The sequence below is a fragment of the Duganella alba genome (genome assembly GCF_009674495.1).
GTDB lineage: Bacteria > Pseudomonadota > Gammaproteobacteria > Burkholderiales > Burkholderiaceae_D > Rugamonas > Rugamonas alba.
Map to the genome: position 1 here is coordinate 127,408 of NZ_WKJN01000014.1, position 22,633 is coordinate 150,040.

Genomic DNA, 22,633 nt, shown 5'->3' on the forward strand with positions numbered 1-22,633 from the left:
GTCTTGCTTGATCTTAGCAGAACATGGTGCATTTCCTCCACACAGCTAGCTCGTGTGTTGGCCTTACGACGGTTCTTTCAAGCTGGCCATGTCGATGACGAAGCGGTACTTGACATCATTCCTGACCAGACGCTCGTAAGCCTGGTTGATGTCCTGGATGGCGATCATCTCGACGTCGCTGACGATGTTGTGCTCGGCGCAGAAGTCCATCATTTCCTGCGTTTCCTTGAGGCCGCCGATGGCCGAGCCGGCCACCGACTTGCGGCCCAGGATCAGGCTGACGCCGTTCGGCGGCGGGTCCAGCTCGGTCAGCACGCCGACCATGGCCATGGTGCGGTCGCGGCGCAGCAGCGCCAGGTAAGGATTGATGTCGTGCGGCACCGGCACCGTATTGAGCAGGAAGTCGAAGCTGTTGGCGTGCGCCTTCATCGCGTCCGGATCGGTGGACAGCAGCACATCGTCGGCGCCGAGGCGTTGCGCGTCCTGGCCCTTGGCGGGCGAGGTGGTGATCATCACCACGGTGGCGCCCATGGCCTTGGCGAACTTGACGCCCATGTGGCCCAGGCCGCCCAGGCCGATCACGCCGACCTTCTGGCCGGGGCCGACCTTCCAGTGGCGCAGCGGCGAGTAGGTGGTGATGCCGGCGCACAGCAGCGGCGCCACGGCTTTCAGGTCCAGCTTGTCCGACACCTTGACCACGAAATGCTCATCGACCACGATGATGTCCGAGTAGCCGCCGTAGGTGGGTGCGCCGGTGTCGCGTTCGCGGCCGTTGTAGGTGACGGTCAGGCCGTTCTCGCAGTACTGCTCCAGGTCTTCTTCGCAGGCCGAGCAATGGCGGCAGGAATCGACCAGGCAGCCGACGCCGGCCAGGTCGCCGACCTTGAACTTGTGCACACCGCTGCCGACCTGGGTGACGCGGCCGATGATTTCGTGGCCCGGCACCATCGGGTAGATCGAGCCGCCCCAGTCGTCGCGCGCCTGGTGCAGATCGGAGTGGCAGACGCCGGAATAGAGGATCTCGATGACCACGTCGTTGAGGCCTGGCGCGCGGCGCTCAAAACTGAAGGGAACGAGGTGGGAATGCTTGTCGTGCGCGGCGTAGCCGTGGGCTTGGAACATGGGGAACTCCTTGGTGGGGATAAACGATTGTTATCTGTTCTTGCACTATAATTGTTCGACTATGCAGGTAACAAGCGCGTTCACCTGCATGAATTGAACAGGATATTTGCACAATCATGCAGCTCGATAATCTCTCGCACCTGGCTGTTTTCGCCGCTGTGGCGCGCCACGGCAGTTTCCGCAAGGCGGCGGCCGAGCTGGCCTTGTCGGCGTCGGCGGTCAGCTATGCGGTGCGCACGCTGGAGGATAGGCTGGGCGTCGGGCTGTTCAACCGCACCACGCGCAGCGTCGCGCTGACCGAGGCCGGCAAGCATTTGCTGGAGCGCTTGCAGCCGGCGCTGGGCGGCGTCAGCCTGGCGCTGGAGGAGATGAATCTGTTCCGCGCGTCGCCGGCCGGCACGCTGCGCATCAACAGTTCGCGCGACGCGGCGGTGATGGTGGTGGGGCCGCTGATCCAGCGTTACCTGGAGGCGTATCCGGATATCTCGCTCGACATCGTCAGCGAAGATGGGCTGGTGGATATTGTCGAGCGCGGCTTCGATCTCGGCATCCGCTACGAGGAGCACGTGCCGGAGGATATGATCGCCGTGCCGGTGTGGGGACCGCAGCGCTTTGTGGTGGTCGGTTCGCCGGCGTATCTGAAGAAGCATGGCGTGCCCCGGCATCCGGACGATCTGGCGCGGCACCACTGCGTGCGCTACCGCTTCCCGCGCGGGAATATCTACAAGTGGGAACTGGGCAAGGGCGACATCAAGCTGGAGGTCGATGTGCCGGGACGCTTGTCGGTCGGCGATTCGCAGCTGGGCTTGCGGGCGGCGCTCGACGGCGTGGGCCTGACGTTTCTGCCGGAGTTCCGGCTGCTGCCCTACATCGAGGCCGGCCAGCTGGTGCGCGTGCTGGAGGACTGGTGTCCGCCGTCCACCGGGTTGATGATGTATTACCCGCGCCAGCGGCGCATGTCGTCGGCCTTGCGCGCCTTTGTCGACATGGCGCGCATGCCGGCGGAAAACCCTAAGTGATTGCGGCCTGATCTGCGTCAGTGTCCCGCTTGATTGCGGCAACCGCTCGCGGCCTTCGCTGTCTCATCCGCACGGGCACATTGGTGCCTGCTTCATGGAGGAGACCACTATGCTGCATCCAAACGATATCCAGCACCGGTTTTATTTCGTCGAACGCGCGGTGCGCCTGGCGTCACAGGCGGCCTCGGCCGAGCCTGGCTTGCCGCGCGAGTTGCGCAACTGTCTTGAGTTGATGGACAAGCATGCGGACAGCGCGCGCGAGATCTTGCAATCGGCGGACGAGGTGCGCATCCGCAAGCTGGTGCGCGAGCTCGACATCCTGGCCGAACGCGCGCGGCGCATCTGCAACTACATCCCCACCTTGTCCGGCCAGATCAAAGGCGCGGTCAGCCACATGCACAGCCAGATTGAGGAACTGAAGCGTGACATGAGTGTCTAAAGGGGAGCAGGCCGCCAGCACGGGGCCTGATTAATCATGGAAAACAAGCAAATCAACCTGGAGCTGATCATGCATTTCGGATTCAGCGTTTTATATGTGCTGGTGGTAGCCGTTGGCGCCGCCGTGATTGAAATGGCGGCACGCGGACTGAGGTGGCTTGGCGTCAGTGACGTTTCCTATTATCTTTTGTCCGGCGCTGCTCACCTCCTGCTGGCCATGGACGTCGTGCTGTTTGTCCTTATCATGTATTTCTCGGCCAGAAAATTACTGCGGAGGGCTGCAAATGAAAACTGATAATGAAGAGAGCTTCATCAAGCGCATGTTCAGAGACAGCTTGCGACGTTATTTTGCGCCGTTGACCGGTGCAATACGCGGCGCACGCCGGGCAATTCGAGCGGAAATGCGGCGTGACGACCGTGATCTCGAACGTTTGCGACGGCGCTAGGCCTTACAGCACTCCTTTCGCGCGCAGGGCGGCGATGTCGGCGTCGCTGCGGCCGAGCAGGTCTTGCAGGATGGCGTCGGTGTGCTGGCCGAGCAGGGGCGGAGCGATGGCGTTGTCGGTTGGCGTGGCGGACATGCGCATCGGACTGCGCACCAGCTTGGTGGTGCCGGCCGTCGGATGCGGCACTTCCATGACGATGCCGCGCGCTTCGACTTGCGGATTCTTGTAGACGTCGTCCAGGTCGTTGATCGGGCCGCACGGCACGCCCACTTCCTCCAGCGTCGAGATCCAGAAATCGCGCGACTGTTTCAGCACCATTTCCGCCAGCAGCGGCACCAGCTCGTCGCGGTTCTTCACACGCAGCGGATTGGTGGCGTAGCGCTCGTGGAAGGCCAGGTCGGCGCGGCCGCCGGCTTCAACGAACTTCTGGTACTGCCCGTCATTGCCGGTGGCGACGATGATGTAGCCGTCCGAGCACTGGAACGTCTGGTAAGGCACGATGTTCGGATGCGCATTGCCCCAGCGCTTGGGCGCCTTGCCGCTGTTCAGATAGTTGCTGCCGGCATTGGCCAGCATCGCCACCTGCACATCCAGCAAGGCCATGTCGATGTACTGGCCTTCGCCGCTGCGGTCGCGGTGCGTCAGCGCGGCCAGGATGGCGATGGTGGCGTACATGCCGGTCATCAGGTCGGTCAGCGCGACGCCGGCTTTCTGCGGACCGCCGCCGGGCAGGTCGTCGCGCTCGCCGGTCACCGACATCAGGCCGCCCATGCCCTGGATCAGAAAGTCATAGCCGGCGCGGTGCGCATACGGACCATCCTGGCCGAAGCCGGTCACCGAGCAGTACACCAGGTCCGGCTTGACCGCCTTCAGCGATTCATAATCCAGGCCGTAGCGTTTCAGCTGGCCGACCTTGTAGTTCTCCAGCACCACATCGCTTTGCGCCACCAGTTCGCGGATCAGTTGCTGGCCTTCGGCACTGGCGATGTCCACCGTCACCGAGCGCTTGCCGCGATTCGCCGACAGGTAGTAGGCTGCCTCGGTGGTGTCCTTGCCGTCGGCGTCGCGCGCATACGGCGGCCCCCAGGCGCGGGTGTCGTCACCGTTGCCGGGGCGCTCGATCTTGATCACGTCTGCGCCGAGATCGGCCAGATTCTGCGAGCACCACGGTCCCGCCAGCACGCGGCTCAGGTCGAGCACGCGGATGTGGCCTAGCGCTTTTGGAGCTGTCATGATGTGTATAACCTTTTGAGCGAACAATCAGGCCGCTAGTGTAGTGGTTCAGTCGCCCGGCTGCACGTAGTTTTTTTGCAAGAGGACAGCCAGCGCCTGCGCATCGCGCCGCCGCTGCGACGGTGACGGATAGTCCGGTTTGCTGCCGTGCGGCCAGTCGCTGGCGCGCACCATCTTGCGGAAGTAGCCGGCCAGCTGCGCCGCCGGCCAGCCGGCGCGCCACGCCAGCCGCAGGCCTTCGCGGTCGGCTTCCTCTTCCTGCGCGTAGTTGAGGGAAGCCAGTTTGGCCATCAGGCCGGCGTTGTTGTCGACCGCGTATTCCAGTTCGGCGAACGGCCGCTGCGCCCACGCCGGCTCCAGCCGCAGCGCGGCCTGGTATTCCAGCAGGTTGTGATGCAGGGCCGCGTGTTCGATTTCGTGCGCCAGCAGCATGGCCAGTTCGGCATCGCCCAGCCCCAGGCGTTCGACGTATTGCTGGCTGACCAGGATTTTGCCGCCGGCCATGCAGTCGGCGTTCTGGCGCGCGTCGTCGGTGGTGTGGACTTCCCAGGCCCAGCCGGCGGTTTCCGGATAATCGCGCCGGGCCTGCGCGATCAGCACGTCGGCCACGCCGCGCACGCGGGCGGTAAAGCGCGGGTCGCGGTCGATCACGAATTCCCCCAAACGGTCGGCATAGATGGCGGCGGCGCGCGCCATCACCTCGTCCTGCGTCGGCTCGGCGGCGTGGCAGCAGGCCGCCGCTAGCAGCAAAGCGGCCATTCGTGATAACGTTGCTATCGTTGCCATAACAACCTTTCAAGGCTAGCCATGTGGCCCTATCCAAAAATTGTTGCACATCGCGGCGGCGGCACGCTGGCGCCGGAAAACACCGTGGCCGGCCTGCGCGCCGGCCTGGCCTACGGCTTTCGCGCCGTCGAGTTCGACGTGATGCTGTCGCGCGACAGCATCGGCATGGTGATCCACGATCCCGAGTTCGGCCGTACCGTGGCCGGGCAGGGCAGCGTGCCGCAGACCGATGCCGTCGACCTTGCCGGCATGGACGCCGGCAGCTGGTTCGGCGCTGAATTCCGCGATGAACCGATACCGTTCTACACCCAGTTCATCGATTACTGCAAGGCGCAGCGCATCTGGATGAACGTGGAAATCAAGCCGGCCGACGGTTTTGAGGCCGAAACCGGCGCCTGGGTGGCCAAGGTCACGCGCGACAGCTATGCCGCCGAACTGGCCGCCGGCGATCCGGCCGGCTATCCGCTGCTGTCCTCGTTCAGCTTCGCAGCGCTGGCTGCGGCGCGCGACACCGCGCCGGAACTGCCGCGCGGCTATCTGCTGGACCAGATCCCGGCCGATTGGCAAGCCCAGGCGCAGGAGCTGGGCGCGGTCGCCATCCACACCAACCACAAGCACCTGACGGCCGAGCTGGCCGCGCAGATCAAGGCTGCCGGCTTCGGCCTGTTCTGCTACACCGTCAACGATGCCGCGCGCGGCCGGGACATCCTGTCCTGGGGCGTGGACGGTTTCTGCACCGACCGCATCGATCTGATCGGCCCCACCTTCGCCTGAGTCTCTTCCGCCACAGTCTGAACCGGTCCGTGTAGCACAAACGTGCTACACGGCGGTTTTTGCCGCCTGTCCGCCGCTATCATGCGTCCACATGTTGTTTCCGCGTCAATTTTTCTCCTCTTCCCACAACAAGAAATCATGTCCAAGACGATCTCCTCTATGACGTTGCGCCGTTCGGCGCTGATGCTGGCGCTATGCGCGGCGGCCGGCGCACGCGCGCAGGATGCCGGCACGCCGACCGAAGCGGCCAAGGCGGCCGCGCTGGACCGGCCAGTGACCGCGCTGGTGGTCGAGCGCACCGACCTGGACGCCGCCGGCGCCGTGGCGCCCGCCACCTTTGGCGGTTCCGAATACAACCGCGACTTCCTGCGCGGCTTCAAGAACGACAGCGCGCTGCGCAACGGCCACCGCGACTACGGCTACCTCGGCACCGAATGCTTCTGCTCGATGGAATCGATCGAAGTGCTGAAGGGACCGGCCTCGGCGCTGTACGGCAACGGCAAGCCCGGCGGCGACCTGAACAGCATCGCCAAGATGCCGGGCCTGCGCGACTACCGCAACATCAGCCTGTTCGCCAGCAGCCCCGGCCTGAGCCGCGTGCGCGTCGACGTGGCCGATGTGGTGGACGACACGGTGGCCTACCGCGTCAACGCCCAGGCCTATAAGGGCGCCACCTACACCGACCGCAACAGCCGCGATTCGGTCTTCATCGTGCCGGTGGTGGAGTGGCATGTGACGCCGGAACTGAAACTGACGGCGGCCTACAACGGCGGCTATCTGCAAACCACCTGGAATCCGCAGCTGGTGGCCAACCAGGCATTGATGTCGCTGCCGGCGCAGCGTTTCCTCGGCGAGCCGGTCAACCAGGCGCGCATCGTCGACAACACCGGCCGGCTGGAACTGGACTACAAGCTGCCGAACGGCGCCCATCTGCGCCAGGCCTTCATGTACCAGTCCGAGAGCTACCGCGACAGCGGCCTGAGCTACGACACCTTCCACTACGGCCTGGATGAGCTGGTGGACGCCAACGGCATGGTCAAGCGCGTGTCGCAGCGCGACCACGCCGAGCAGACCATCTTCGTGTCGCAGTCGGAAATCTTCGGCCGCGCCGCGCTGTGGCAGGTGCCGGTGGATTATCTGCTGGGCCTGGAAGTAGGGCGCTTCGACTACAACTACAAGCTCGACGTGGGCGATGGCGCACCGATCAACATCCACCATCCGGTGTATGGCGCGGCCATGTCCGGCGCGCTGGCCACGCTGGCCGACCAGATCTACGGCACCGACAACCTGGTGCTGTATTCGCAGAACCGCTTCCAGCTCAGTCCGGCCATGCGGCTGCTGCTGGGCGTGCGCGTCGAGCACTATCGCGATTATCTGCAGGAAGCCGGCGAGACGCGCGTGTCGCAGAACGATTCGCTGTTCTCGCCGCGCGTGGGCCTGACCTATCAGCTGAATCCGCAATGGATCGCCGCACTGAGCTGGACCAATTCCTCGCGGCCGCAGATCGGCGCCAAGAGCGCCAGCGGCAAGCTGTTCCGTCCTGAAGCGGGCACGCAGGTGGAGGGCAGCCTGCAATACACGGCGCCGGACGAGTCGCTGAAAGCCACCACCTCGCTGTTCTCCATCACCCGCAAGAACGTGCTGACGCAGGATCTGGCCAGTCCCAACTTCCAGATCGATTCGGGTCGCCGCAGCAGCCGTGGCGTCGAGGAGGATTTGAGCTACGCCTTCACGCCGGAACTCAAGCTCGACGCCGCCGCCTCCTACACCAGCGCCTATGTCAGCCACGACACCGTGCTGCCGGTCGGCGCCGCGCTGGCCGGCGTGCCGAAGTGGTTCACCAGCCTGTACCTGGGCTACGACGTGAATCCGGCCTGGAGCCTGGGCGCCGGCTATGTGTTCGAATCGCGCCGCGTGGCCACCTTGCCCGACAACGGCGTCGTGCTGCCGGCCATGTCCAGCATCGACCTGACCGCGACGTACAAGACCAGGAAGTGGAGCATCGACGTCACCCTGGTCAACAGCGGCGACAAGCGCGGCTACACGTCGGACGGCTACACCATCACGCCGGTCAATCCGCGCGAATTGCAGGTGACCGGACGCTACAAGTTTTAAGCAAGTCAGCTAAGTCAAACGCGATTCCCATTGAAATTTTTTCGCCCGGCGTGACATTCCGAGTATATATTCTGGCGATCGGCTTCTAAGCTGGTTCCAGAATAGCGAGGGGGAGGCCATGCAGCTGGCGCTAACGTCCTATGCGGTTGCTACTTATCTGGACGCCGCCTTGAATCACATGGACATCGCGGTGTTCCTGGTCGATGCGGAGTTGCGCCTGTTGCACGCCAACGCCGCCGCCGGCGAATTGCTGGAACGTGATACGGCTTTGCGGCTGCACGGCGACAAGCTGTTGCAGGACGCCGTCTGCGGCGACAGGTCGCTGGCGCAGCTGGTCGCCGCCGTACTGGGTTCTCCACACGATACAGCCAGTCTGCATGCTCTCAGTTTACCGCGTCGCAATCGCCAGCCGCTGCTGCTGACGTTGGTGCCGTTCCTGCCGCCGGAAGAGTTGGCCTCGCTGCCGGCCTGCGCCATCGTGATGGCCGGCGACCCTGAGGCGCACCGCCTGCCGCGCCAGTTGCTGATGCAGTTGTTCGACCTCACACCGGCCGAGGCTGGCGTGGCGCAGGCGCTGGCCCACGGCGAAGCGCTGGAAGACATCGCGGCCGCGCTCGACATCAGCCTGCACACCGTCAAGACCCATCTGCAAAAGCTGTTTCGCAAGACCGGCACGCGCCGCCAGGGCGAGCTGGTGTCGATGCTGCACGGCGTGCCGGCCGCTGCCGTGCGTGCTCAATCGTTCGAGTGATGTATCTGGCCTTACCGCTGTCTAGACTTGTGAAACGCTGCCGGCTGGCGGCGCGCGATCAACCAGACAGGGAGTGAGGAAAATGAAAATTCAATGGCTGTTGGGCTTGGCGCTGTGCGCCACCATGGGCGCGCAGGCGCAGCAAAGCGACGAGATCGTGACCGTTCCGGCGCCGCGCCTGACGATCGATCTGCCGCAACATCGCTACTACATGGACGACTCGCAAATGCGGCAATTCCGCGGATCCTACGACCTTGCCAACGGCCAGACGCTGTACGTGCGCGGCGGCGGCACGGCGCTGTATGGTGAAATCGACAACCAGGGGCCGCACCGCATGGTCGCCACCAAACACAACACCTTTGTGGCGCTGGACCGCAAGCTGCAGGTGCGGATCGACTTCTCCGACAATGGCGAGACCGGCGGCGAGGTGCTGATGGCGCTGCCGCAACGTAACCTCGCCACCGGCGAAATCACTGAACAGGTGGTGAGGCTGGCGACGCGTTAGTTGGGGGAAGTACGGGCTGGCTGTGGCATAATCCCTCTTTTGCACCAGCCAGCTATTTACCCTATAACGACATGAAATCATCTGAAATCCGCGAGAAGTTCCTCAAATTTTTCGAATCTAAGGGTCATACCATTGTCCGGTCCAGCCCGCTGGTGCCAGGCAATGACCCAACCATGCTGTTGACCAATTCCGGCATGGTGCAGTTCAAGGACGTGTTCCTGGGCCTGGATACGCGCCCGTACTCGCGCGCCACCACCGTGCAGCGCTGCGTGCGCGCCGGCGGCAAGCACAACGATCTGGAAAACGTCGGCTACACCGCGCGTCACCACACCTTCTTCGAAATGCTGGGTAATTTCAGCTTCGGCGACTACTTCAAGCGCGACGCCATCAACTACGCCTGGGAACTGCTGACCAAGGTCTACCAGCTGCCGGCCGACAAACTGACCGTCACCGTCTACTTTGAAGACGACGAAGCCTACGACATCTGGGCCAACGAGATCGGCGTGCCGACAGAGCGCATCATCCGCATCGGCGACAACAAGGGTTCGCGCTACGCCTCGGACAACTTCTGGCAGATGGCCGACGTCGGCCCATGCGGTCCGTGCACCGAGATCTTCTACGACCACGGCGCCGACATCTGGGGCGGCCCACCGGGCTCGGCCGAGGAAGACGGCGACCGCTTCATCGAAATCTGGAACCTGGTGTTCATGCAGTTCAACCGCGACGAAGCGGGCGTGATGCACAAGCTGCCGAAGCCATGCGTGGACACCGGCATGGGCATGGAGCGCCTGGCCGCCGTGCTGCAACACGTTCACAGCAACTACGAAATCGACCTGTTCCAGAACCTGATCAAGGCCGCCGCGCGCGAAACCGGCGCCACCGACCTGGAATCGAAATCGCTGCGCGTGATTGCCGACCACATCCGCGCCGCGTCGTTCCTGATCGTCGACGGCATCATTCCTGGCGCCGAAGGCCACGGCTACGTCCTGCGCCGCATCATCCGCCGCGCGCTGCGCCACGGCCACAAGCTGGGCCAGACCAAGCCATTCTTCTACAAGCTGGTGGAAGACCTGGACATCGAGATGGGCGCCGCCTATCCGGAGCTGACCGAAGCCAAGGCGCGCGTTGCCGCGACGCTGAAGGCCGAGGAAGAGCGCTTCGGCGAAACGCTGGAAAACGGCATGAAGATCCTGGAAGCGCAACTGGCCAAGGATCCGACCAAGCTGGACGGCGGCACCGCCTTCACCCTGTACGACACCTACGGCTTCCCGCTGGACCTGACCGCCGACATCTGCCGCGAACGCAATATCACGCTGGATGAAGAAGGCTTCAACGCCGCGATGGAACAGCAGAAGAAGACCGCGCGCGCCGCCGGCAAGTTCAAGATGGCCGCCAACGTCGAGTACTCGGGCGAGAAAACCAAATTTGTCGGCTACGACGACCTGAACGTCACTTCCAAAGTGATCGCCCTGTACGCCAATGGCGCACCGGTGCAGGAACTGAAGGCCGGCGAGCAGGGCATCGTGGTGCTGGACACCACGCCGTTCTACGCCGAGTCCGGCGGCCAGGTCGGCGACCAGGGCGTCATCAGCACCGCCGGCGCGGTGTTCAACGTGGAAGACACGCTGAAGATCCAGGCCGACGTGTTCGGCCAGCACGGCGTGCTGGCGCAAGGTTCGCTGAAGGTCGGCGACGCCGTGTCGGCGCAGGTCGACCTGCACAAGCGCGGCCGCACCATCCGCAACCACTCGGCGACCCACCTGATGCACAAAGCCCTGCGCGAAGTGCTGGGCGGCCATGTGGCGCAAAAAGGTTCGCTGGTTGATCCGGACAAAACCCGTTTCGACTTCAGCCACAACGCGCCGCTGACCGCTGAGCAGATCGCCGAAGTGGAGGCCAAGGTCAATAAGGAGATCCTGGAAAACCACGCCACCAAGGCGCAGCACATGTCGTTCGACGACGCGGTCAAGCACGGCGCCATGGCGCTGTTCGGCGAGAAGTACGGCGACGAAGTGCGCGTGCTGGACATCGGCACCTCGAAAGAGCTGTGCGGCGGCGTCCACGTGCAGCGCACCGGCGACATCGGCCTGTTCAAGATCATCGGTGAAGGCGGCGTTGCCGCCGGCATCCGCCGCGTGGAAGCCGTGACCGGCGAAGGCGCGCTGGCGCTGGTGCAGGGCATGGCCCGCAAGCTGAACGAAGCGGCTGCCGCGCTGAAATCGAATCCGGACGAGCTGACCGCCAAGATCGGCGCGGTACAGGACCAGGTCAAATCGCTGGAGAAGGAACTGGCGGCGCTGAAATCGAAACTGGCCGCGGGCCAGGGCGATGAGCTGGCCGGTCAGGCGGTCGACGTCAAGGGCATCAAGGTGCTGGCGGCCACGCTGGAAGGCGCCGACGTCACCGCGCTGCGCGAAACCATGGACAAGCTGAAGGACAAGCTGAAGACCGCCGCCATCGTGCTGGCATCGGTCAACGACGGCAAGGTCAGCCTGATCGCCGGCGTCACCGCCGACTCCGTGGGCAAGGTCAAGGCAGGCGAGCTGGTCAACTTCGTCGCACAACAAGTGGGCGGCAAAGGCGGCGGACGCCCTGATATGGCGCAGGCCGGCGGCACCGATCCGAGCGGTCTGGCCGGCGCCCTGGCAGGCGTTGCGGCATGGGTGGGCGAGCGCGTATAAAGCATTAAAACCCCGCTGTAAAGCAGTATTTATGCGGCCTGCGCTCGATTGACGATCGAACGCAGGCCGTTGTCGTATGTGGAGTAGTGTTGTATACTTTCCGGCTTGCGTTGCGAACTTGCAACGTACAACGAACTATTTTGGTGCAGCGCGTCATCCCCTCCAAAAAGGAGTAGTATGGCGTCACCTCCTTACCTACGAGCGGGTTTCTTGATGAGCGAAACGATACTTGAAAACGAAACCATCGAATTCCACAAGGAATTGGATGCGCGTGGCCTGAACTGCCCGTTGCCTATTCTGAAGGCCAAAAAGGCCTTGTCGGAACTGCAAAGTGGTGAAGTGCTGCGCATCATGGCCACCGACCCGGGTTCGGTGCGCGATTTCCAGGCTTTTAGCAAGCAGACCGGCAACGCCCTGTTGTCGCACGTCCAGACCGGCCGTGAATTTGTATTTTTGATGCAGCGCAAATAACAGCCGCTGTACTCTTCCTCCATAGAAATCCGTCTTGAAGATTTATTTTTTAGACGATTTCTACTAGCAAAAAATCGCACGATCGTGCTTTAATTTATTGTGCGGAGCGGATTTCTCATATAATCTAGCCCACTAATTTGTCCCGAATTCTATTTTTCCCAAAGGCACAGCTATGAAAGTCTTGGTACCCGTCAAACGTGTGGTCGACTACAACGTCAAGGTGCGTGTGAAGTCCGATGGCACCGGCGTTGATATCGCCAACGTCAAAATGTCGATGAACCCTTTCGATGAGATCGCGGTGGAAGAGGCGACCCGTCTGAAAGAAGCCGGCAAAGTGACGGAAGTGGTGGCCGTGTCGGCCGGCGTGACCCAGTGCCAGGAAACCCTGCGCACCGCCATGGCCATCGGCGCCGACCGCGGCATCCTGGTCGAAACCACCACCGAGCTGGAGCCGCTGGCCGTGGCCAAGCTGCTGAAGGCGCTGGCTGACAAAGAGCAGCCGCAACTGATCATCCTGGGCAAGCAGGCGATCGACGACGACTCCAACCAGACCGGCCAGATGCTGGCTGCGCTGCTGGGCTGGCCGCAAGCGACCTTCGCCTCGAAAGTGGTGCTGGACGACGGCAAGGTCACCGTGACCCGCGAAGTGGACGGCGGCCTGGAAACCCTGTCGCTGACGCTGCCAGCCATCGTCACCACCGACCTGCGCCTGAACGAGCCGCGCTACGTGACGCTGCCGAACATCATGAAAGCCAAGAAGAAAACGCTGGACGTGACCAAGCCGGAAGACCTGGGCGTCGATGTGACCCCGCGCCTGAAAACCGTGAAAGTCGCCGAGCCTGCCAAACGCTCCGCCGGCATCATCGTCCCGGACGTCGCTACCCTGGTCGCCAAGCTGCGCACCGAAGCTAAAGTCATCTAAAGGAAACCGAACATGGTCGCATTAGTTATCGCAGAACACGACAACGCCAGCCTGAAGGCCAGCACCCTGCACACCGTTACCGCAGCCGCCCAGTGCGGCGGCGAGGTCCACGTCCTGGTGGCCGGTTCCAACGCCGGCGCGGTGGCCACCGCTGCCGCCGCCATCGCCGGCGTGTCGAAAGTGATCGTTGCCGACGCAGCGCACTTCGCCGACGGCCTGGCCGAGAACGTTGCCGAGCAGGTGCTGGCAATCGCCGGTTCGTACAGCCACATCCTGGCGCCAGCCACCGCCTACGGCAAGAACATCCTGCCGCGCGTGGCCGCCAAGCTGGACGTGGCGCAGATTTCGGAAATCACCAAGGTCGATGCGCCGGACACCTTCGAGCGTCCGATCTACGCCGGTAACGCCATCGCCACCGTGCAGTCGGGCGACAAGATCAAGGTCATCACCGTGCGTTCGACCGGCTTTGACGCCGCTGCCGCCACCGGTGGTTCGGCCGCGACCGAAACCGCCGCTGCCGTGGCCGATTCGGGCAAGTCGTCGTTCGTTGGCCGTGAAGTGGCCAAGTCGGACCGTCCTGAGCTGACCGCCGCCAAGATCATCGTGTCCGGCGGCCGTGGCATGGGTTCGGGTGAAGCGTTCAAGATCCTGGAACCGCTGGCCGACAAGCTGAACGCCGCCATGGGCGCCTCGCGCGCCGCGGTGGACGCGGGCTACGTGCCGAACGACTGGCAAGTGGGCCAGACCGGCAAGATCGTTGCGCCTAACCTGTACATCGCCGTTGGTATCTCCGGCGCGATCCAGCATTTGGCCGGCATGAAGGATTCGAAGACCATCGTCGCCATCAACAAGGATCCGGAAGCGCCGATCTTCTCGGTGGCCGACTACGGCATCGTCGGCGATCTGTTCGAAGTCGTGCCGCAACTGGTTGCTGAACTGGGCTAAAGCCGCATAAAGCACACTCAGGCCACGCTGATCCGGAACGCCGGATTGCCGTGGCCTTTTTCTTGGAGACATAAGATGCCGTATCAAGCACCCCTGAAAGACATGCTGTTCGTGATGAACGAACTGGCCGACCTGGCCGCCGTCAACGCACTGCCGGGCAATGAAGACGCCACCGCGGACACCGCCGAAGCCATCCTGGAAGAAAACGCCAAGTTCGTCAGCGGCGTGGTCGCGCCGCTGAACGCGCCGAGCGACAAGGAGCCGAGCTGGTGGCATGACGGTCAGGTCACCACCTCCAAGGGCTTCAAGGAAGCCTTCAAGCAGTTCGGCGAGGCGGGCTGGCAGGGCGTGCAGCATCCGGTCGAATTCGGCGGCCAGGGCCTGCCGAAGCTGTTCGCGACGCCGTGCATCGAAATGCTCAACGCCGGCAGCATCTCGTTCGCGCTGTGCCCGCTGCTGTCGGACGGCGCCATCGAAGCGCTGCTGACCGCCGGCAGCGACGAGCAGAAAGCCATCTACCTGGAAAAACTGGTGTCCGGCGAGTGGACCGGCACCATGAACCTGACCGAGCCGCAAGCCGGCTCCGACCTGGCCGCCGTGCGCACCCGCGCCGTGCCGCAGGGCGACGGCACCTACAAGGTGTTCGGCACCAAGATCTTCATCACCTACGGCGAGCACGACTTCTCCGACAACATCGTGCACCTGGTGCTGGCACGCACGCCGGATGCACCGGCGGGGGTGAAGGGCATCTCGCTGTTCATCGTGCCGAAGTTCCTGGTCAACGCCGACGGCTCGCTGGGCGAGCGCAACGACGCGCACTGCGTGTCGATCGAACACAAGCTGGGCATCAAGGCCAGCCCGACCGCCGTGCTGCAGTTCGGCGACCACGGCGGCGCCATCGGCACGCTGGTGGGCGAAGAGAACCGCGGCCTGGAATACATGTTCATCATGATGAACGCGGCGCGCTTCGGCGTCGGCCTGCAGGGCATCGGCCTGGCGGAGCGCGCGTATCAGAAGGCCGTGGCGTTCGCCAAGGACCGCGTGCAGTCGCGCGACCTGGCCGGTTCGGCCGGTCCGGTATCGATCATTCACCATCCGGACGTGCGCCGTATGCTGATGTCGATGCGTTCGCAGACCGAGGCGGCGCGTGCGCTGGCCTACGTCGGCGCCGGCCTGAGCGATGTCGCCCACAGCCATGCCGATGCGGAAGTGCGCAAGGTGAATCTGGCCGTGTACGAATACCTGGTGCCGATCATCAAGGGCTGGTCGACCGAAATGTCGCAGGACGTGGCGCGTGACGGCGTGCAGGTGCACGGCGGCATGGGCTTCATCGAGGAAACCGGCGCGGCGCAGCACTACCGCGACGCCAAGATCCTGACCATCTACGAAGGCACGACCGCGATCCAGGCCAACGACCTGGTGGGCCGCAAGACCGTGCGCGACGGCGGCGCGGTGGCCAGGAACATCCTGGCCCAGGTGCGCGCGACCGAAGCGGCGCTGGCGGGCGTCGACAACGTGGACTTCAAGGCCATCCTGGGCCAGCTGTCGGCCGGCAGCAAGGACCTGGAAGCGGTGGTGGACTACGTGGTGGCCAACGTCAAGACCGACGTCAAGGGCGTGTTCTCCGGCAGCGTGCTGTACCTGAAACTGGCCGGCATCGTGCTGGGTGGCTGGCAGATGGCGCGCGCGGCGGTGATCGCGCAGCAGAAGCTGGAAGCGGGCGAGGGCGACGCCGCCTTCTACAAAGCCAAGATCGCCACCGCGCGCTTCTTTGCCGACCACATCCTGTCGCAAGCCTCCGGCCTGCGCAACGCCATCATCAACGGCAGCGCCGGCGTCCTGGCGCTGGACATCGAGCAGTTCTAAGCCCAAAATCGGGGTCAGTTCTGCCATTGGTACATGAGCCCGTGTACGATTGGCAGAACTGACCCCGGAGTTTTTATGCGTATCGCCATTGTTTCGGATATTCACGGTAACCTGCCTGCGTTGGAGGCGGTGATGGCGGATATTGGGCGGCGCCGTGTGGATATGGTTGTCAATCTGGGCGACAGCTTGTCCGGGCCGCTGCTGCCACTGGAGACGGCGCGCTTTCTGATGGCGCAGGACTGGGTGCAGCTGGCCGGCAATCATGAGCGGCAGATTCTGCATCCGCATCAGCGCACCGAGTCCGATGTGTATGCGCACGCTCAACTGGGCGAGGCCGAGCTGGCCTGGCTGGCGACGCTTCAGCCGCATCACCGGCTGAGTGCCGAGGTGCTGCTGTGCCACGGTACGCCGCGCAGCGATCATGAGTATTTTCTGGAGACCGTCGAGCCGGGCGGGGTGCGGCTTGCCACGGCGGATGAAATTGACGATCGCATGGCGGGCGCGAATGCCGAACTGATCGCGTGCGGCCACACGCATGTGCCGCGCGCCGTGCGTTCTTCATCAGCTTGTTTGATCGTCAATCCCGGCAGCGTCGGCTTGCAAGCTTATGATGACGACCATGTTTGTTTTCATGTCATGCAAAACGGCTCGCCCGATGCCCGCTACGCCATTGTCGAGCAGGGCTGGTCCGCTTCCTTGATGTCGGTGCCGTATGACTGGCGGCCGATGGCGGCGCTGGCCGGGAAAAACGGCCGGCCAGACTGGGCGCACGCGCTGGCCACCGGCTATGCATTAAAAGTGAATCCAAAGTAATTTTATGTGCGTATAAGCTGGATAACCTGAATGAGGCCAGCATGAAACACATCATTATTCATCCCGCCCGCTTCGACCGCGAAGCTTACGCCATCGACCGCATGAGCCAGGCCGCGCAGCGCCTGCTGCATGCCCATACCATCGCTGATGAGATCCGCGCCGGCCAATGGGTGCTGGCCTGGGCGGTGGCGGCCGGCGTGCGGCCGTCGGCACGTGCGCTGGCACGCGCCATGGCGTTGTCAGACCCGCTCAGCCTGCATTGAGGTCGACGATCGCCTGATACACGCGCACCGGTTCTTCGGCAATCCGGTTCAGCACGTAGAGGAAGTGCTCGGCGCCGAACACCGCGTATTCGCGGGTGGGGAAGCCGCGTGCCTGCAGGGCGTCGAGTTGCTCGCCGCCGAGGCCGATCAGCGATTCGAATTCATACCAGCGCGGATCAAGGCGCTCTTCCAGGATCAGCGCGCCGATGTCGGCCTGGATGCCGCGGTCGTGCGTGGCGATCGAGCATTTGTGGCCGCTCAGCAGCAGTTCCTTCGCGTAGTGGCGGTAGGCGCTGGCCAGTTCCGGACTGTTGCGGCTGTAGGCCACGCCTTCCGGTTCCAGGAACGCGCCTTTCACCAGGCGGATCCGGCCGGGGATCTTCATCAGCGCCGGCAGATCCTGTGCCGTGCGGTGGCGCTTGGCCGGCACGGTGATGCCGACGTTGCGCAGGTCGTCTTCCTGGTGCAGGCGGGCGTAGATGGCATAAATGTCATCGGCGCGGTCGGCGCCTTCCATCGAGATCATCACTTCGCGGTTGATTTCCGCGGCGGCCAGCGCGATGCGGCGCGCGTTGCGGTAGCCCAGTTCGCTGTCCACCAGCGAGCCGACGTGCGACAGGTCGAACGAAATCGAGCAATTCAGATTGCGCTGGCCGATGCCGCGCACCAGATCCATGAACACTTCCGTCTCGGCCATGGCAAATGCCTCGTCGCGCACGCTTTCGCCCATGTACTCGGCTGAGGCGGCGTGGCCGCGCGCGATGATCTGCTCGGCGCGCTGCAAGGCATCGGCCACTGTCTGCCCGGCCACGTAGCGCTGCGACACCTTGTGCATGAACGGACGCAGCAGAGGGTCGTTGCAGAACTTTTCCTTGGCGGTTTCGTCGAGCGCCAGCGCGCGCAGCGTGGTGGCGGCCTGGTCGACCAGCGGTTGCCATTCGGATGGGAAGGTTGGTGCGGACACAATGTCTCCTTGGATTACTTGGCTTCGCGCTTGCGGCGCGCTTCGTAGGTTGTCAGATGGGCGTAGGCGATCTGCAGGGTGGGCGCGGCCTGCTGCTGGCCGCGCGCCAGCATGTCGCCGACGATGTGGTCGGCTTCGATGGCGCCGCCGCGCTCCAGGTCTTTCAGCATCGAGGCGGTGATCGGCGAGCCGGCCGCCGTCAGCATGGTGCGGGCGCGTTCGGTCGGCTGTTCGCGTGGCGGGAAGCCGTGGCTGGCGGCGATGGCGCTGCATTCGTTCAGCAGCGCCAGGGGGATGTCGGCCTGGCCGGCGGCAACGATGTCGCCCACGCTGCCGCGCAGCAGGCAGGTGGCGCCGGCCAGCGAGGTGATGAAGATCCATTTCTCCCACATCTCCTGGCGGATGGCGTCGCTGGCGCGGGCGTCGAAATTGGCGCCGGCCATGGCGCTTTCAATCGCCGTCACGCGCGCGGAGGATGCGGCGTCGAGTTCGCCGAAGACCAATGCATGGGCGTCGTTCAGGTGCTGCACCTCGCCTTGCTCGCCGAGCGTGGCGGAGATCAGGCACAGGCCGCCCAGTACGCGTTCCTTGCCGAAGCGCGCGGCCAGCCGTTCCAGGTGCGCCATGCCGTTCAGCACGGGCAGGATGGCGGTGTCGGGGCCGACGGCGGCGAAGGATTCCATGGTGGCGTCGAGATCGTAGGCCTTGCAGCCGACCACGATCACGTCATAGTGCCGGGAGATTTGTTCCGCCAGCAGATGCGGCGGGGAGGGCAGCGTCAGGTCGCCCTTGGGGCTGCTGATGCGCAGGCCATGCTGCTGCAGTTGCGCGGCGCGTCCGGCGCGCACGAGAAAGGTCACGTCCTGGCCCGCCGCCAGCAGGCGTCCGCCGAAATAACCACCAAGCGCTCCTGCGCCAACCACCAGAAATTTCATGACTGCACTCCGCGAAGATAGACGGTGGTCAGTCTAGCATCGCGAGGCAAGTCGTGCAGGGCGTGCGGATCAGCGGCGGACGATGGTGCCGTTGATGTGGTCGACGCGGTCGCCGGCCAGCATCTGCGGGTCGTGGTCGAAGTTGAAGGAGGCGTGGCGGCCGTCTTCGTATTGCACGTGCACGGTCCAGACCTTGGTGGACCTGGCTTTCTCTTCGACCTTCTTGCCGGCATAGGCGCCGCCGGCGGCGCCCGCCACGGTGGCCAGCTGACGGCCATGGCCGCTGCCGACCTGGTTGCCGATCAGCGCGCCGGCGACGCCGCCGGCGATCAGGCCCAGCGCGCTGCCTTCGCCGGCTTTTTCGCCGACCACCACCGAAGTGACCTTGCCGCATTCATGGCAGGCGCCCGGCTTGACCGGCGCGGCCTTGTACTGGGCGCGCGCCTGCGCCATCGATTTGTCGTATTCGGTTTTGGAGTCGCGCAGGCATTGCATGCGGCGGCCGGAGTCGCGCTCGTCGCCGCACAGCTGCTTGTCGTCGGCGTAGCGGGTGGCGATGCGTTTGGTCTCGGCGTCGAATTGCGCTTTCGGGCTTTGCGCCTGCGCGGCGCCGACCAGGGCCAGCAGCAGGGCGGCCATCAGGGGGCGATTGGTCATGTTGTTCTCCTTGTTAACCGTAAGCGCCGCCAGTGTACAGCAAGTCAAACAGGCGGGAGATGGTGGCGATCAGGCCGCCGGAGCCGATCATCATGCTGGCCACCAGCACCACAGCCACCGGCCAGTGGGTGTCCGACTGCCGGCCGGAGCGCGGGTTGTAGCGCGCATCCCATTTCTCGTCGGCCGTGACGCCGATGACCAGCGCCTCCAGGAAGCCGGCCAGGCCGGAGACGATGATCGGCAGCAGCTTGTAGAAGTTGTCCGCCTGCGGCGCCGCCAGCGCCACCAGCAGGGCGGCCGGCAGGCAGGCCAGGTGCGCCCACAGCCACGGATCGCGCCAGCCGCGCAGATACAGCCGCTGCAGGCCCAAACCGCCGCACAAAAAGGCCAGGAAGGCGGCAAGTGTCTTGTTTTTGTGACGCGTCTGATGCAAATCAGTCATGGTTGCTCAGTAAAATAGTCGGCAAGCCAGCAGTATCAGGCATAATACCGCCCCCGGCACGCCTTTTTTGCGGGCAAGCCTATTGCCCCGGACGCCGGAACAAGGGATAATCTTCGATTACCCCAACATGCCCAATTATTTCATTAACGCTTGCTGCTCCGTGGCAAAGCGCGCTATAATTTGCGGCTTTTTCCGTCCTAGCACAAATTTTTTGGAAATATTATGGTCGTTATTCGTTTAGCTCGTGGTGGTGCCAAGAAGCGCCCTTTCTTCAACATCGTTGCAACTGATTCGCGCAATCGTCGCGATGGCCGTTTCATCGAGCGCATTGGTTTCTACAACCCAATGGCTTCGGGTCAAGAAGTGGCGCTGCGTATCACCGCTGACCGTCTGGCTCACTGGGAATCGGTCGGTGCACAACTGTCGCCTACCGTTGCTCGTCTGGTCGCTCAGAACAAACAAGCAGCCTAAGTCTGGTTACTGGTTTGACCGATAAGAATGCATCCGGGGTGCAAGTCCCCGACGATCTGGCACAGGTAGGCTTTGTCTTCGGTGCTTTTGGCGTAGCAGGCTGGGTCAGGATTCGTCCTTTCTCGGAAGATGCGGATGCACTCCTCAAGGTCAAAACCTGGTGGCTGGATAAACCAGCGTTGCGCGATGTGGACGTCCAGCAGGTCAAACTGCATGGCGGCGATGTCGTGGCGCGTCTGGTCGGGGTGACTGACCGGAACGTCGCTGAAGCGCTCAAGGGCGCCGCAGTCTTCATTCCGCAAAGCCGCTTCCCGGTCCTGCCAGCCGACGAGTTTTATTGGACCGATCTGATCGGTCTGGAAGTAGAAAATCTGCAAGGTGAGCACCTCGGTACGGTGACTGACATGATGAGCAATGGTCCGCAGTCGATCTTGCGCATTACGCCAGCCGCAGCCGCAGATGCCAATCCAGAAGAAGTTGCGGCGCAAGAGCGCCTGATCCCATTTGTGGACGCGTTCATCAACAAGGTGGACAAGGACGCCAAAAAGATCATCGTCGACTGGGGACTTGATTATTAAGCGTAACATTGAGGGCGGTTCGCCATGCAATTTGATGTCGTAACCCTGTTCCCCGAGATGTTTGCCGCGATAACGCAGTCGGGTGTCACCCGGCGCGCGTTTGAACAGAATAAATGTGGCCTGTCGCTGTGGAATCCGCGTGATTTCACCACCGACAATCACCGCACCGTGGATGACCGCCCGTATGGCGGCGGCCCCGGCATGGTGATGCTGGCCAAACCGCTGGAAGCGACGCTCAACGCGGCGAAGCAGCGCCAGACCGATGCCGGTCTGCCCGCGCCCCGCGTGCTGTTCATGTCGCCCCAGGGCAAGCAGTTAACGCATGAGCGCGTGATGCAGCTGAAGCAGGAGGCCGGTCTGGTGATCCTGTGCGGCCGTTACGAAGCCGTGGACCAGCGTTTGCTGGACCGCGTGGTCGATGAAGAAATCAGCCTCGGCGATTTCGTGCTGTCCGGCGGCGAGCTGCCGGCGATGGCCTTGATGGATGCGGTGATCCGCCAGATTCCCGGCGTGTTGAACACCGATGCCTCGGCCATCGAAGACAGCTTCGTCAACGGCCTGCTCGATTCGCCGCACTACACGCGACCGGAAACGTATGAAGGGGTGGGCGTGCCGCCGGTACTGATGGGCGGCAACCACGCCGAGATAGAAAAATGGCGCCGCCAGCGCATGCTGGAGGCGACCGCGCGCAAGCGACCGGATTTGCTTATCAAAGCGCGGGAGGCAGGACTGCTCACCAAGCGCGACGAGCAATTTTTGGCAGGCCTCTGAGCCTGCTTGTTATAACCCCATCCTCTACTGGGCAAGAGTTTTACTCACAGCGCGCCAGCACGATGGTTTATGGAGTCATTAAAAATGAACCTGATTCAACAACTCGAGCAAGAAGAAATCGCTCGCCTGGGCAAGAACGTTCCTGATTTCGCCCCTGGCGATACCGTGATCGTCAACGTTAACGTAGTCGAAGGCACCCGCAAGCGCGCCCAGGCTTACGAAGGCGTGGTCATCTCCCGTCGTAACCGTGGCCTGAACTCGAACTTCATCGTTCGCAAGATCTCGTCCGGCGAAGGCGTTGAGCGTACCTTCCAGCTGTACTCCCCGCTGATCGCTTCGATCGAAGTGAAACGCCGCGGTGACGTACGTCGCGCTAAGCTGTACTACCTGCGTGATCGTTCCGGTAAATCGGCACGTATCAAGGAAAAACTGCCAAACCGTCGCCCAGCGGCGAAAGCAGCCGTTTAATACGGTTGTGTTTGGAGAAAAGGGGCGCCCGTGGGTGCCCCTTTTTGTTTCAAAGGAACTCAAGTGGCCCAGCCTCCGTTCGATCCCCAGAAGTTGCCGATAGACGCCGTCGCCGGCGAGCCGGCGCTGGCGCCGCTGCGCCTGACGCCCGCCTGGCTGCGCCAGCGCTTTGCCGCGCCGCCGGCCGTGTGGACGCC

General features: G+C 63.4%; 26 protein-coding genes and 1 pseudogene. 20 read left to right on the plus strand and 7 right to left on the minus strand.

All coding sequences use genetic code 11. The annotated features are described in order from the left end of the window. Window positions 1-63 precede the first annotated feature (63 nt). Window positions 64-1,122: an NAD(P)-dependent alcohol dehydrogenase gene (locus GJ695_RS15815; RefSeq protein ID WP_154366302.1), complete on the minus strand. Its 1,059-nt coding sequence runs from the start codon at window positions 1,120-1,122 to the stop codon at window positions 64-66. A 116-nt stretch (window positions 1,123-1,238) separates the two neighbouring features. Between GJ695_RS15815 and GJ695_RS15820 the strand changes: the two genes are divergently transcribed. The 4 genes from GJ695_RS15820 (at window position 1,239) to GJ695_RS29635 (ending at window position 3,025) form a co-directional block, all read left to right on the plus strand. Further along, window positions 1,239-2,141: a LysR family transcriptional regulator gene (locus tag GJ695_RS15820; RefSeq protein ID WP_154366304.1), complete on the plus strand. Its 903-nt coding sequence runs from the start codon at window positions 1,239-1,241 to the stop codon at window positions 2,139-2,141. A 109-nt stretch (window positions 2,142-2,250) separates the two neighbouring features. After that, on the plus strand, window positions 2,251-2,580 hold the full coding sequence (locus GJ695_RS15825) for a hypothetical protein (protein ID WP_154366306.1): 330 nt from the start codon (window positions 2,251-2,253) through the stop codon (window positions 2,578-2,580). A gap of 36 nt (window positions 2,581-2,616) precedes the next feature. Next, the gene (locus tag GJ695_RS15830) at window positions 2,617-2,874 is read left to right on the plus strand and encodes a hypothetical protein (RefSeq protein ID WP_154366308.1); all 258 of its coding nucleotides are present in this window, start codon (window positions 2,617-2,619) and stop codon (window positions 2,872-2,874) included. After that, entirely contained in the window at window positions 2,864-3,025 is a 162-nt protein-coding gene (locus GJ695_RS29635; protein ID WP_166455198.1) for a hypothetical protein, read from the plus strand. Before GJ695_RS15830 ends, GJ695_RS29635 begins: the two co-directional genes overlap by 11 nt. Window positions 3,026-3,028: 3 nt before the next feature. On the opposite strand, the gene GJ695_RS15835 is transcribed toward GJ695_RS29635, so the two are convergent. Beyond that, window positions 3,029-4,258: a CaiB/BaiF CoA transferase family protein gene (locus GJ695_RS15835; RefSeq protein WP_154366310.1), complete on the minus strand. Its 1,230-nt coding sequence runs from the start codon at window positions 4,256-4,258 to the stop codon at window positions 3,029-3,031. A 48-nt stretch (window positions 4,259-4,306) separates the two neighbouring features. Further along, window positions 4,307-5,017 carry a M48 family metalloprotease gene (locus tag GJ695_RS15840; protein ID WP_166455197.1) on the minus strand — a complete coding sequence of 237 codons (711 nt, stop codon included), beginning with the start codon at window positions 5,015-5,017 and terminating at the stop codon, window positions 4,307-4,309. Window positions 5,018-5,065: 48 nt separating this feature from the next. On the opposite strand from GJ695_RS15840, the gene ugpQ reads away from it, so the two are divergent. From ugpQ to GJ695_RS15895, 11 genes are all read left to right on the plus strand, one after another. Beyond that, on the plus strand, window positions 5,066-5,818 hold the full coding sequence (gene ugpQ / locus GJ695_RS15845; RefSeq protein WP_154366314.1) for a glycerophosphodiester phosphodiesterase: 753 nt from the start codon (window positions 5,066-5,068) through the stop codon (window positions 5,816-5,818). 138 nt (window positions 5,819-5,956) lie between these two features. Then, window positions 5,957-7,933 (plus strand): TonB-dependent receptor, encoded by a 1,977-nt coding sequence (locus GJ695_RS15850; protein ID WP_166455196.1) that lies wholly within the window; start codon window positions 5,957-5,959, stop codon window positions 7,931-7,933. Window positions 7,934-8,051: 118 nt separating this feature from the next. Continuing rightward, entirely contained in the window at window positions 8,052-8,684 is a 633-nt protein-coding gene (locus GJ695_RS15855) for a helix-turn-helix transcriptional regulator (protein ID WP_154366318.1), read from the plus strand. 82 nt (window positions 8,685-8,766) lie between these two features. After that, complete coding sequence (locus GJ695_RS15860; protein ID WP_154366320.1) at window positions 8,767-9,189, plus strand: hypothetical protein; 423 nt, start codon at window positions 8,767-8,769, stop codon at window positions 9,187-9,189. Window positions 9,190-9,260: 71 nt separating this feature from the next. Then, the gene (alaS, locus tag GJ695_RS15865) at window positions 9,261-11,870 is read left to right on the plus strand and encodes an alanine--tRNA ligase (protein WP_154366322.1); all 2,610 of its coding nucleotides are present in this window, start codon (window positions 9,261-9,263) and stop codon (window positions 11,868-11,870) included. 213 nt (window positions 11,871-12,083) lie between these two features. Further along, on the plus strand, window positions 12,084-12,341 hold the full coding sequence (locus tag GJ695_RS15870; RefSeq protein WP_154358944.1) for a sulfurtransferase TusA family protein: 258 nt from the start codon (window positions 12,084-12,086) through the stop codon (window positions 12,339-12,341). A 172-nt stretch (window positions 12,342-12,513) separates the two neighbouring features. After that, window positions 12,514-13,263, plus strand: a complete 750-nt coding sequence (locus GJ695_RS15875) for an electron transfer flavoprotein subunit beta/FixA family protein (RefSeq protein WP_154358696.1) — start codon at window positions 12,514-12,516, stop codon at window positions 13,261-13,263. Window positions 13,264-13,275: 12 nt separating this feature from the next. Beyond that, window positions 13,276-14,208 carry an electron transfer flavoprotein subunit alpha/FixB family protein gene (locus tag GJ695_RS15880; RefSeq protein WP_154366324.1) on the plus strand — a complete coding sequence of 311 codons (933 nt, stop codon included), beginning with the start codon at window positions 13,276-13,278 and terminating at the stop codon, window positions 14,206-14,208. A gap of 75 nt (window positions 14,209-14,283) precedes the next feature. Next, window positions 14,284-16,074: an acyl-CoA dehydrogenase gene (locus tag GJ695_RS15885; RefSeq protein ID WP_154366326.1), complete on the plus strand. Its 1,791-nt coding sequence runs from the start codon at window positions 14,284-14,286 to the stop codon at window positions 16,072-16,074. 75 nt (window positions 16,075-16,149) lie between these two features. Next, window positions 16,150-16,887 (plus strand): metallophosphoesterase family protein, encoded by a 738-nt coding sequence (locus tag GJ695_RS15890; protein ID WP_154366328.1) that lies wholly within the window; start codon window positions 16,150-16,152, stop codon window positions 16,885-16,887. A gap of 41 nt (window positions 16,888-16,928) precedes the next feature. Then, window positions 16,929-17,150 carry a hypothetical protein gene (locus GJ695_RS15895; protein WP_154366330.1) on the plus strand — a complete coding sequence of 74 codons (222 nt, stop codon included), beginning with the start codon at window positions 16,929-16,931 and terminating at the stop codon, window positions 17,148-17,150. Here the strand turns inward: GJ695_RS15895 and GJ695_RS15900 are convergent. The 4 genes from GJ695_RS15900 to GJ695_RS15915 form a co-directional block, all read right to left on the minus strand. Continuing rightward, window positions 17,137-18,114 carry a proline dehydrogenase family protein gene (locus GJ695_RS15900; protein ID WP_166455195.1) on the minus strand — a complete coding sequence of 326 codons (978 nt, stop codon included), beginning with the start codon at window positions 18,112-18,114 and terminating at the stop codon, window positions 17,137-17,139. The genes GJ695_RS15895 and GJ695_RS15900 overlap by 14 nt on opposite strands. A gap of 14 nt (window positions 18,115-18,128) precedes the next feature. Then, window positions 18,129-19,049 (minus strand): 2-dehydropantoate 2-reductase, encoded by a 921-nt coding sequence (gene panE / locus GJ695_RS15905; RefSeq protein ID WP_154366332.1) that lies wholly within the window; start codon window positions 19,047-19,049, stop codon window positions 18,129-18,131. A 69-nt stretch (window positions 19,050-19,118) separates the two neighbouring features. After that, window positions 19,119-19,706 (minus strand): glycine zipper 2TM domain-containing protein, encoded by a 588-nt coding sequence (locus GJ695_RS15910; protein WP_154366334.1) that lies wholly within the window; start codon window positions 19,704-19,706, stop codon window positions 19,119-19,121. 13 nt (window positions 19,707-19,719) lie between these two features. After that, window positions 19,720-20,148, minus strand: coding sequence for a hypothetical protein (locus GJ695_RS15915; protein ID WP_154366336.1), 429 nt, complete (start codon window positions 20,146-20,148; stop codon window positions 19,720-19,722). Window positions 20,149-20,370: 222 nt separating this feature from the next. On the opposite strand from GJ695_RS15915, the gene rpsP reads away from it, so the two are divergent. The 5 genes and pseudogenes from rpsP to GJ695_RS30150 form a co-directional block, all read left to right on the plus strand. Continuing rightward, complete coding sequence (rpsP, locus tag GJ695_RS15920) at window positions 20,371-20,619, plus strand: 30S ribosomal protein S16 (protein ID WP_154366338.1); 249 nt, start codon at window positions 20,371-20,373, stop codon at window positions 20,617-20,619. Between the two features lie 14 nt (window positions 20,620-20,633). After that, on the plus strand, window positions 20,634-21,197 hold the full coding sequence (gene rimM, locus GJ695_RS15925) for a ribosome maturation factor RimM (RefSeq protein ID WP_154366340.1): 564 nt from the start codon (window positions 20,634-20,636) through the stop codon (window positions 21,195-21,197). A gap of 24 nt (window positions 21,198-21,221) precedes the next feature. Beyond that, window positions 21,222-21,968 (plus strand): tRNA (guanosine(37)-N1)-methyltransferase TrmD, encoded by a 747-nt coding sequence (gene trmD / locus GJ695_RS15930; RefSeq protein WP_154366342.1) that lies wholly within the window; start codon window positions 21,222-21,224, stop codon window positions 21,966-21,968. 84 nt (window positions 21,969-22,052) lie between these two features. Further along, window positions 22,053-22,436 carry a 50S ribosomal protein L19 gene (gene rplS, locus GJ695_RS15935; protein WP_154358677.1) on the plus strand — a complete coding sequence of 128 codons (384 nt, stop codon included), beginning with the start codon at window positions 22,053-22,055 and terminating at the stop codon, window positions 22,434-22,436. 63 nt (window positions 22,437-22,499) lie between these two features. Further along, a pseudogene (locus tag GJ695_RS30150) lies at window positions 22,500-22,633 on the plus strand (coenzyme A pyrophosphatase); the annotation flags it as partial.

Excerpts from the sequence above, each read along its gene's own strand:
- GJ695_RS15910 (WP_154366334.1), bottom strand. The coding sequence starts at position 19,706 with ATGACCAATCGCCCCCTGATGGCCGCCCTGCTGCTGGCCCTGGTCGGC.
- rpsP (WP_154366338.1), top strand. The coding sequence starts at position 20,371 with ATGGTCGTTATTCGTTTAGCTCGTGGTGGTGCCAAGAAGCGCCCTTTC.
- GJ695_RS15915 (WP_154366336.1), bottom strand. The coding sequence starts at position 20,148 with ATGACTGATTTGCATCAGACGCGTCACAAAAACAAGACACTTGCCGCC.
- GJ695_RS15885 (WP_154366326.1), top strand. The coding sequence starts at position 14,284 with ATGCCGTATCAAGCACCCCTGAAAGACATGCTGTTCGTGATGAACGAA.
- GJ695_RS15820 (WP_154366304.1), top strand. The coding sequence starts at position 1,239 with ATGCAGCTCGATAATCTCTCGCACCTGGCTGTTTTCGCCGCTGTGGCG.
- trmD (WP_154366342.1), top strand. The coding sequence starts at position 21,222 with ATGCAATTTGATGTCGTAACCCTGTTCCCCGAGATGTTTGCCGCGATA.
- alaS (WP_154366322.1), top strand. The coding sequence starts at position 9,261 with ATGAAATCATCTGAAATCCGCGAGAAGTTCCTCAAATTTTTCGAATCT.
- GJ695_RS15855 (WP_154366318.1), top strand. The coding sequence starts at position 8,052 with ATGCAGCTGGCGCTAACGTCCTATGCGGTTGCTACTTATCTGGACGCC.
- GJ695_RS15850 (WP_166455196.1), top strand. The coding sequence starts at position 5,957 with ATGTCCAAGACGATCTCCTCTATGACGTTGCGCCGTTCGGCGCTGATG.
- GJ695_RS15840 (WP_166455197.1), bottom strand. The coding sequence starts at position 5,017 with ATGGCCGCTTTGCTGCTAGCGGCGGCCTGCTGCCACGCCGCCGAGCCG.
- GJ695_RS15870 (WP_154358944.1), top strand. The coding sequence starts at position 12,084 with ATGAGCGAAACGATACTTGAAAACGAAACCATCGAATTCCACAAGGAA.
- GJ695_RS15835 (WP_154366310.1), bottom strand. The coding sequence starts at position 4,258 with ATGACAGCTCCAAAAGCGCTAGGCCACATCCGCGTGCTCGACCTGAGC.
- GJ695_RS15860 (WP_154366320.1), top strand. The coding sequence starts at position 8,767 with ATGAAAATTCAATGGCTGTTGGGCTTGGCGCTGTGCGCCACCATGGGC.
- ugpQ (WP_154366314.1), top strand. The coding sequence starts at position 5,066 with ATGTGGCCCTATCCAAAAATTGTTGCACATCGCGGCGGCGGCACGCTG.
- GJ695_RS15875 (WP_154358696.1), top strand. The coding sequence starts at position 12,514 with ATGAAAGTCTTGGTACCCGTCAAACGTGTGGTCGACTACAACGTCAAG.
- rplS (WP_154358677.1), top strand. The coding sequence starts at position 22,053 with ATGAACCTGATTCAACAACTCGAGCAAGAAGAAATCGCTCGCCTGGGC.
- GJ695_RS15895 (WP_154366330.1), top strand. The coding sequence starts at position 16,929 with ATGAAACACATCATTATTCATCCCGCCCGCTTCGACCGCGAAGCTTAC.
- GJ695_RS29635 (WP_166455198.1), top strand. The coding sequence starts at position 2,864 with ATGAAAACTGATAATGAAGAGAGCTTCATCAAGCGCATGTTCAGAGAC.
- GJ695_RS15830 (WP_154366308.1), top strand. The coding sequence starts at position 2,617 with ATGGAAAACAAGCAAATCAACCTGGAGCTGATCATGCATTTCGGATTC.
- GJ695_RS15880 (WP_154366324.1), top strand. The coding sequence starts at position 13,276 with ATGGTCGCATTAGTTATCGCAGAACACGACAACGCCAGCCTGAAGGCC.
- panE (WP_154366332.1), bottom strand. The coding sequence starts at position 19,049 with ATGAAATTTCTGGTGGTTGGCGCAGGAGCGCTTGGTGGTTATTTCGGC.
- GJ695_RS15890 (WP_154366328.1), top strand. The coding sequence starts at position 16,150 with ATGCGTATCGCCATTGTTTCGGATATTCACGGTAACCTGCCTGCGTTG.
- GJ695_RS15815 (WP_154366302.1), bottom strand. The coding sequence starts at position 1,122 with ATGTTCCAAGCCCACGGCTACGCCGCGCACGACAAGCATTCCCACCTC.
- GJ695_RS15825 (WP_154366306.1), top strand. The coding sequence starts at position 2,251 with ATGCTGCATCCAAACGATATCCAGCACCGGTTTTATTTCGTCGAACGC.